This window comes from Streptomyces sp. Ru72, from assembly GCF_002920635.1.
Lineage (GTDB): Bacteria > Actinomycetota > Actinomycetes > Streptomycetales > Streptomycetaceae > Streptomyces.
This window is the reverse complement of the sequence record NZ_PQSR01000082.1, coordinates 26,982-35,063: the sequence shown is the minus strand read 5'-3', so window position 1 is coordinate 35,063 and position 8,082 is coordinate 26,982. Positions and strand designations below refer to the sequence as shown.

The 8,082-nt window shown below is 71.2% G+C and carries 5 protein-coding genes; all 5 read left to right on the top strand.

Features of this window, described 5'->3' with window-relative positions; translation table 11 throughout:
- A partial coding sequence (locus C3488_RS29285) for a beta-galactosidase trimerization domain-containing protein (protein WP_181139244.1) occupies nucleotides 1-823 on the top strand: 823 nt, incomplete at its 5' end.
- 72 nt (nucleotides 824-895) lie between these two features.
- The gene (locus C3488_RS29280) at nucleotides 896-3,037 is read left to right on the top strand and encodes an alpha-galactosidase (protein WP_103843906.1); all 2,142 of its coding nucleotides are present in this window, start codon (nucleotides 896-898) and stop codon (nucleotides 3,035-3,037) included.
- Nucleotides 3,038-3,089: 52 nt separating this feature from the next.
- The gene (locus C3488_RS29275) at nucleotides 3,090-4,601 is read left to right on the top strand and encodes a glycoside hydrolase family 43 protein (protein WP_103843905.1); all 1,512 of its coding nucleotides are present in this window, start codon (nucleotides 3,090-3,092) and stop codon (nucleotides 4,599-4,601) included.
- Between the two features lie 130 nt (nucleotides 4,602-4,731).
- Nucleotides 4,732-6,486 (top strand): cellulase family glycosylhydrolase, encoded by a 1,755-nt coding sequence (locus tag C3488_RS29270; protein ID WP_103843904.1) that lies wholly within the window; start codon nucleotides 4,732-4,734, stop codon nucleotides 6,484-6,486.
- Nucleotides 6,487-7,003: 517 nt separating this feature from the next.
- Nucleotides 7,004-7,906 carry an RNA repair domain-containing protein gene (locus tag C3488_RS29265; RefSeq protein WP_103843903.1) on the top strand — a complete coding sequence of 301 codons (903 nt, stop codon included), beginning with the start codon at nucleotides 7,004-7,006 and terminating at the stop codon, nucleotides 7,904-7,906.
- Nucleotides 7,907-8,082: the final 176 nt, after the last annotated feature.

The following is an 8,082-nucleotide window of genomic DNA, read 5'->3' as shown; positions in this document are numbered from 1 at the left end:
GGCGGGATCGACGGTCACCGCTTCGGTGGCGGTCCTGCACGACGCGGACGCCTGGTGGGCGCTCGGCGTGGACGGCCTGCCCTCGGCGGACCTCGACTACCACGCGGCACTCGGCCGGGCGCACCGGGCACTGTGGGATGCCGGCGTCACCGTCGACTTCGCGCACCCTGGGCAGGAGTTGAGCCGCTTCCCACTCGTCATCGCGCCGGCCCTGTTCCTCCTGTCCGACAGGGCGGCCGAGAACCTGCGCCGTTACGTCGCCGACGGCGGTACCCTCCTCGTCCAGCACGCGAGCGGATACGTCGACGACCGCATGCACGCCCGCCTCGGCGGCTATCCCGCCGGCCCCCTCCGCGAGGCGCTGGGCATCCGTGTCGAGGAGTACCGGCCGCTGCGGCGGGACGAGCGGATCGCCCTGTCGGACGGATCGCACGGCACCGTCTGGAGCGAGTCGCTTCGCGCGGAAGGTGCGGAAACGCTCGCCGCCTACGCCGAGGGCATGCTCGCCGGCAGCCCGGCGCTGACCCGTCACCGCTTCGGCACCGGGCAGGGCTGGTACCTGTCCACCCGCCTGGACGACGCCGGCTACGCCGCCCTGGTGGCCCGGCTGCTCGGCGAGGCGGGGGTGGGTCCCGAGGTGCCGGGCCTGCCCGCTCAGGTCGAGGCCGTCATCCGACACGCCCCGGACGGCCGTCGCTGGCGCGTCCTGATCAACCACCGTCCCGAACCCGTGCCCCTGCCCGAGCCCGCCCACGACCTGCTCACGGGCAGCACATTCTCCGAACTGCCGCCCGGCGGCTGCGCGGTGCTCCGTACCGCCTGACTCCCCGCCCGAGTCCCTCCCTTACCGCTGGGGCCTGCCCCCGCGCATCTCTCCCCGACCAGAAAGGCCACCATGACCAGCGCACCGCAGACCCTCCGATGGGGCCACGCGGCCCTGGAGGTCGAGATCGGCGTCGGCGAGGACGGCACCGCCCGCCTCACCCACATCGGCCTCCCCGGCGGGACACCCCCCGAGCGGCGTAACTGGCCTCCACTGCCCCTGCTGGAGGTGACGGCCGCCGGGCACGGCCGTGCCTGGTCGGGCGGGCGTCTCATCGACTCGTACATCGGCGGACGGCTGCGCCACCGCGCGCACCGTGCGACCCGTGACGGCGACTGGCACGTGCTGACCGTCGAACTCCGCGACCCTGAGACCGGGCTCGTCGCGGAGGTGACCTACCGCTCGCCGGACGGGGTGCCCGTACTGCGCAGCGAGGTGGTCCTGCGCAACGACGGGGAGGCCACGCTGCACCTGGAGTCGGTCTCCTCCCTGGTCGTGGGCTGCCTCGCGGACGGTCCGGAAGCCATCGGGGCCGCGGATCTGCTCTGGGCGGAGAACGACTGGGTCGCCGAATGCCGCTGGCAGCGCCGGGCGATGCGGGTGACCTCGCCGGTGCTGAGCGATCGCGTCGTCGTCTACGACAACGGAAAGGGCGAGTTCACGCAGACCGGCCGGGGCGTGTGGTCCAGCTGCGGCCGTCTGCCGATGGGCGGTCTCACCGACCGTCACTCGGGTCGCACCTGGCTGTGGCAGATCGAGCACAACGGCGGCGGCTGGCACTGGGAGTGCGGTGAACGCGACCGGCTCGCCTACCTGGCCCTGTTCGGCCCCACCGACACCCACCAAGGCTGGCGCCACCCCCTGGAGCCCGGCGGCGAGTTCCGCACCGTACCCGTCGCTCTCGCCTTCAGCGCCGACGGTGGCCCGGACGACGCGTTCGCCGCGCTGACCCGTTACCGCCGCGCCCTGCGCCGTCCGCACCCCGACCACCAGCGGCTCCCCGTCATCTTCAACGACTACATGAACTGCCTGATGGGCGACCCCACCACCGAGAAGCTGCTGCCGCTGATCGACGCGGCGGCCGAGGCGGGCGCGGAGTACTTCGTCATCGACGCCGGCTGGTACGACGACGAGAACGGCGGCTGGTGGGACAGCGTCGGCGCCTGGGAGCCGGCCGCCTCCCGTTTCCCCGGAGAGCGCGGGATCCACGAGGTGCTGGACCGCATCCGGGAGCGCGGCATGGTGCCCGGCCTGTGGCTGGAGCCGGAGGTGATCGGCGTACGCAGCCCCATGGCCAAGTCCCTGCCGGACGAGGCGTTCTTCCGCCGCGACGGCGTCCGCGTCACGGAAACCGGCCGCCACCACCTGGACCTGCGTCATCCGGCCGCCCGCGCCCACCTGGACCAGGTCGTGGACCGTCTGGTCGGCGAGTGGGGCGTCGGCTACCTCAAGCTCGACCACAACATCGACCCCGGCTCCGGCACCAGCGCCCACCTCGGCGAGACCCCGGCCGCCGGCCTGCTCGGCCACAACCGCGCCCACCTGGACTGGCTCGACGGCATCCTGGACCGCTACCCGCACCTGGTGGTGGAGAACTGCTCCTCCGGGGGCATGCGCTGGGACTACGCACTGCTGTCGCGGCTGCAACTGCAGTCCACCAGCGACCAGCAGAACCTCCAGCTGTACGCACCGATCGCCGCCTCCGCGCCCACCGCCGTCACCCCCGAGCAGGGCGCCGTCTGGTCCTACCCGCTGCCGAAGGACTCCCTCGACGAGGTCGCCTTCACCATGGCGAGCGCACTCCTCGGCCGCATCCACCTGTCCGGCCTGCTTCCGGACCTGCGGCCCGAGGCCCGCGCCCTGGTCCACGAGGCCGTCACCGTGTACAAGGCCATCCGTGCCGACCTGCCTCAGGCCGTCCCCGCGTGGCCGCTCGGCCTGCCGGCCTGGGACGACCCGTGGCTCGCCCTGGCCCTGCGCACACCGGACACCACCTACCTCACCGTCTGGCGCCGCCCCGGCGCCGAGTCCACCATGAGCCTCCCCCTGCCTCACCTCCGCGGCTCCGCCGCTCGCGTCGACGTCCTCTACCCCACCGAGAGCCCCGCCGTCGCCGCCTGGAACCCCGACGCCGCCGACCTCACGCTGACGCTGCCCACAGCTCCGTCCGCCGTGCTGCTCCGCCTCACCCACACGGTGCCGGACGCACCCTGAGTCCCCCGGCACCACATGACAACGACCCAATGATCGAAACGGACTTGACCCAATGTCAGAAATCCAGCAGGCGGACGCCACCGTCACCAACCCCGTGATCCCCGGCTTCCACCCCGACCCCAGCGTCTGCCGCGTCGGAGACGACTACTACCTCGTCTGCTCCAGCTTCGAGTACTTCCCCGGCATCCCCGTCTTCCACAGCCGCGACCTGGTGCACTGGACGCAGATCGGCAACGCCCTTGACCGGCCGGCCCAACTGCGCCTGCCGGCCTCCATGCCGTCCTCCGGCGGGATCTACGCTCCCACTCTGCGCCACCACGACGGACGCTTCTGGCTGATCGTCACCAACGTGGCCGAGGGCGAGGGCAACATGCTGTTCACCGCCACCGACCCGGCCGGGCCCTGGTCCGACCCGGTCCGACTGCCCGAGGTCAAGGGCATCGACCCGGATCTCGTCTGGGACGAGGACGGGACCTGCTGGTGCACGGTCGCCGGGGGCGCGCAGGTCCGTATCGACCCGTACACCGGGGAGACGTTCGGACCGCCGCACAACGTCTGGGCCGGCACCCCCGGCGCCCAGGCTCCGGAGGCCCCGCACCTGTACCACATCGGCGAGTACTGGTACCTGCTCATCGCCGAGGGCGGCACCGAGCGCGGCCACGCCGTCTCGATCGCCCGCGGGCGCACGCCCACCGGCCCGTTCGAGCCGTGCCCGGCCAACCCGGTCCTCACCCACCGCGGCACGCACTACCCCATCCAGAACACCGGTCACGCGGACCTGGTCCAGGGGCCCGACGGTTCGTGGTGGATGGTGCTGCTGGGCGTCCGGCCGCGGGGTGGCACGCCCGGCTGGCACGTGCTGGGCCGCGAGACCTTCCTGGCTCCCGTGGAGTGGGTGGACGGCTGGCCCGTCGTCGGCGAGGTGACCCCCGAACTGCCCGCGCCGGCCTGGCCGCTCGTCCCCGGCCCCGCCGAGGCCCGCCGGGACGACTTCGACCTCAGCGAGTTGCGGCCGCAGTGGATCTCCCTGCGCGACCGTCCGGAGGAGCACTGCACCACCAAGGAGCGGGCCGGATGGCTGACGCTCCGCGCCCGCGGCGCCTCTCTGGACGAGCCGGACGTCGTGTTCGTCGGCCGCCGCCAGCAGCACCTGGCATGCCGGGTGCGCACATGCGTCGATCCGGCGCAGGGGCGCGGCGGCCTGGCCGTCCGGCTGGACGAGGAACACCACTACGAGATCGAGGCCTCCGACGGCGAGGTGCGGGTGCTGGGCCGTGTCGGCCCGCTGCGCACTGTCGTGGGGTCCCGGCCCGTGCCCGCCGGGCCCGTGGTCCTCGGCGTCCGGATCGCCCGCACCCCACCGCGGGACTCCCGCACCGGGCCCGACACCGTCACGCTCGGCGTCGAGGAGGCGGACGGCACGTTCACCGTGCTGGGCTCGCTCGACGGCCGCTATCTGTCGACGGAGGTGGCCGGCGGATTCACCGGCCGGGTCATCGGCCTGTACGCCGCGGCCGGCACAGTCCACTTCGACTGGTTCGACTACGAGCCGCTCGGCCTCTGAAGCGGCGCCGCGAGCCGAGGCACCACGTCGCCTTCCGAAGACGACCCACCCTCCCCCTCTACTGCCTGCCGCTCCATCCCCCCCACACACACGGGCGGAACCCCGCTCGGCCAACAGAGAGAGGTCGAAGATGAAGGGAACGCACCACCCCACCGGCCGGCGCAGAAGCGGCCTGGGCCGGGTGCTCGGCCTGCTGCTGGCGCTGGTCGCCGCGATCGGGCTGACCAGCACCACCGCGTCCGCCGTACCGTCCCACAAGGACCCGTCCGCGGCGACGAAGAACATCGAGCTCAGTCCGATGAGCGCGGTGGCCGCAATGCAGCCCAGCTGGAACCTGGGCAACACCCTGGACGCCTTCCCCGGCGAGACGTCCTGGGGCAACCCACCGGTCACCAAGGCCCTGTTCGACACCATCAAGTCCCAGGGCTTCCGCAGCGTCCGGATCCCCGTGACGTGGACCGACCACCAGTCCTCCACCGCCCCCTACACGATCGACGCGACATGGATGAGCCGCGTCAAGCAGGTGGTCGACTGGGCGCTGGCCGACGGTCTCTACGTCGTGATCAACGTGCATCACGACTCGTGGCTGTGGATCGCCGACATGCCCACCAACCACGACGGCGTCCTGGCCCGCTTCAAGGCCACCTGGACCCAGATCGCCGCCACATTCAAGGACTACCCGGCGAGCCTCCTCTTCGAGAGCAACAACGAGCCGCAGTTCAACAACACCACCGACGCCCAGGGCATCCAGTACAACGACGAACTGAACACCGCGTTCCACACCGTGGTGCGCCAGTCCGGCGGCAACAACGCGACCCGTCTGCTCGTCCTGCCCAGCCTGCACACCAATTCCGGCCAGGACTTCCTGGACGCCCTGGTGAGCGAGATGAAGTCGCTGAACGACCCCAACCTCGTGGCCACCGTGCACTACTACAGCTGGTACCCGTTCAGCGTGAACATCGCCGGCGGCACCCGATTTGACGCCACCGCGCAGCAGGACCTGACCGACAACTTCGCCCGGATCCGCGACACCCTCGTCTCCAAGGGAATCCCCGTCTACATAGGCGAGTACGGCCTGTTGAAGTACCCCGACTACGTCCAACCCGCGCCGCGTGTCGAACGTGGGGAGGCACTGAAGTACTTCGAGATGTTCGGCTACGAGGCCCGCATCTCAGGGGTGACCACGGCCCTGTGGGACGCGTACAACTTCCTGAACCGCTCCACGCTGCAGTGGCGTGAGCCCGAGCTGATCGACCAGATCAAGTCGAGCTGGACCACCCGCTCGGGGACCGCCTCCTCGGACCGTGTCTTCCTGGCGAAGTCGAGTGCGATCACCGCCAGGACACTCACCCTCAACCCGAACGGCACCACCTTCGAGGGTGTTTGGCAGGGCAGCACAAAGCTCGTCCGGGACCGGGACTACACCGTCTCCGGCAACCAGCTCACGCTCACCGCCACCGCGCTGACCCGGCTCGCCGGCGACCGCGCCTACGGGATCAACGCGACGATCGAGGCCCGCTTCTCCCGGGGCCTGCCCTGGAAGATCTTCGTGACCACGTACGACAGGCCGGTGCTCTCCAACGCGACCGGCGACACCAGCGGTCTCACCATCCCCACCCAGTACCGCGGTGACCAGCTGGCCACCATGGAGGCCAGGTACGCCGACGGCAGCAACGCCGGCCCGGTCAACTGGACTGCCTACCAGGAGTTCAACGAGTCCTTCTCTCCCGACTACCCGGGCAACGGTCTTCTCCTCACCTCCCAGTTCGTCAACTCACTGCGTGACAACACCCAGGCGACGCTCGTCTTCCACTTCTGGAGCGGCGCCACCGTCACGTACCAGGTGACGAAGAACGGAAGCTCGGTGACCGGAACCGTCGCCTGACCTTTCCCCGCCCCGGGTGCCCCCTGGCACCCGGGGCTTTCTTCCTGTCCGGTCAGCCCTTCGGCGGGGCCGTGCTCTCCCGGACGGTGAGCGTGGTCGCGATCTCCGGCCCGGCTGGGGCGCGTCCTAGCGGGTGAGGAGGATCTCGACCACGAGGTCCGCATCGACCGGCAGGCCCGCTTCGGTCAGTGCCGAGACAGACCCGGCGGCTGTCAGAGTGCACCGGAGACGAGATCGCCGCCCGTCGGCTCATCGGGCGCCGATCGACAGCCTCTCGCTCGGGAACTGAGCGGTTCACTGACCGAGCGGGAGCTCCGGCGCCGGCCGGCTGCGGCGAGGTCCGTCGAACGCGCAGATCGGCGGCGCGGCCCTCCCTTGCCGAGACGCGTCTCCTCGACATACGTCACCTCCCTCACGCACCGCATCCCATGGATCGCGGTGGCTGAGGGACAGCCGTCGAGGACAGGGCGAGCGGCACCCTGGAGGAGGAGGGTGTGACGGCGGGAGAGGAGGCGCGATGCGAACCAGCGACGAGATCTATCACCGGGTTCGCTGGGACCCGCGGTTCGACCCTGGCCGGTTCGTGCTGGGGATCAGCCAGCGCGGGGGTGCCCTCAAACGCATCCCCCTGCCTTCCTTCGTACCCGGAGGCGACATCCCCTGGCACCGGGTGGCGTTCATCGAGGCGGACGGCGAGGTGGTCTGGGACCGGGCCACGGGTGTGGACCGCGTCGACGCGTCGGGCGCCGGCCGGGTGCGGCACCCGCAAGCGGACCCGAGCTTCGGCGGGGGCGAACCCGTCGGTGTCCTCGGTGTGTCCCCGACGACCCGCACGGCGGTGGCCTGGATCCCGCCCGCGGAGCTGTGGCCGCCGATCCAGGACATCCGCCGGGATTACGATCCGCAGATCCACCGCTGGCCGCCGCACGTCAATGTCCTCTTCGGCTTCGTACCGGAGTCCGACTTCGAGCGGGCCGCTCCCCTGCTCGCCGCGGCGATGGCCGAGACGCCGGTCTTCACCGCCCGGCTGGACGGGGTGCGCACCTTCCGGCACAGGGCGTACTCCACCGTGTGGCTCGACCCCGCGGCGGGCGGCAAGGCACCGTGGGCGGACCTGCACAGCGCACTGCAGCAGCGGTTCCCGCACTGTCGCGGGCCCGCCAAGGACTTCACCCCACATCTTTCCCTGGGCCGGACCCGGGATCCGCAGCGAGTCAGCGCCGACTGCGCCACCCGGCTCGAGGCCATGACGGTGACGGTCTGGGAACTCGTCCTGCTCTCACGCAGAGGTGACGGGCCGATGCGGCCATGGGCCACTGTCGCCCTGCGCACGGGCCAGGTCCGCCGACTGCCCGAACCCGGCCTCGAAGCGCCCGGCCCGGAGGACACGGCATGGCTGTCCGAGATCACCGACAGGTGAGGCCATAGCCAGGCGGGCACAGCACCGCCAGGCATTCATGCCACACGGGTGGAGTGTTCTGACACCGGACGGAGATGCGTCAGCGCTCACCCCTCCCGGCAACCGACGGTGGCTCGCCCTGTCGGCGGGCGTGCATGCGCTTGAGCAGCCGGACGCCGTGTGGGGATGATGACATG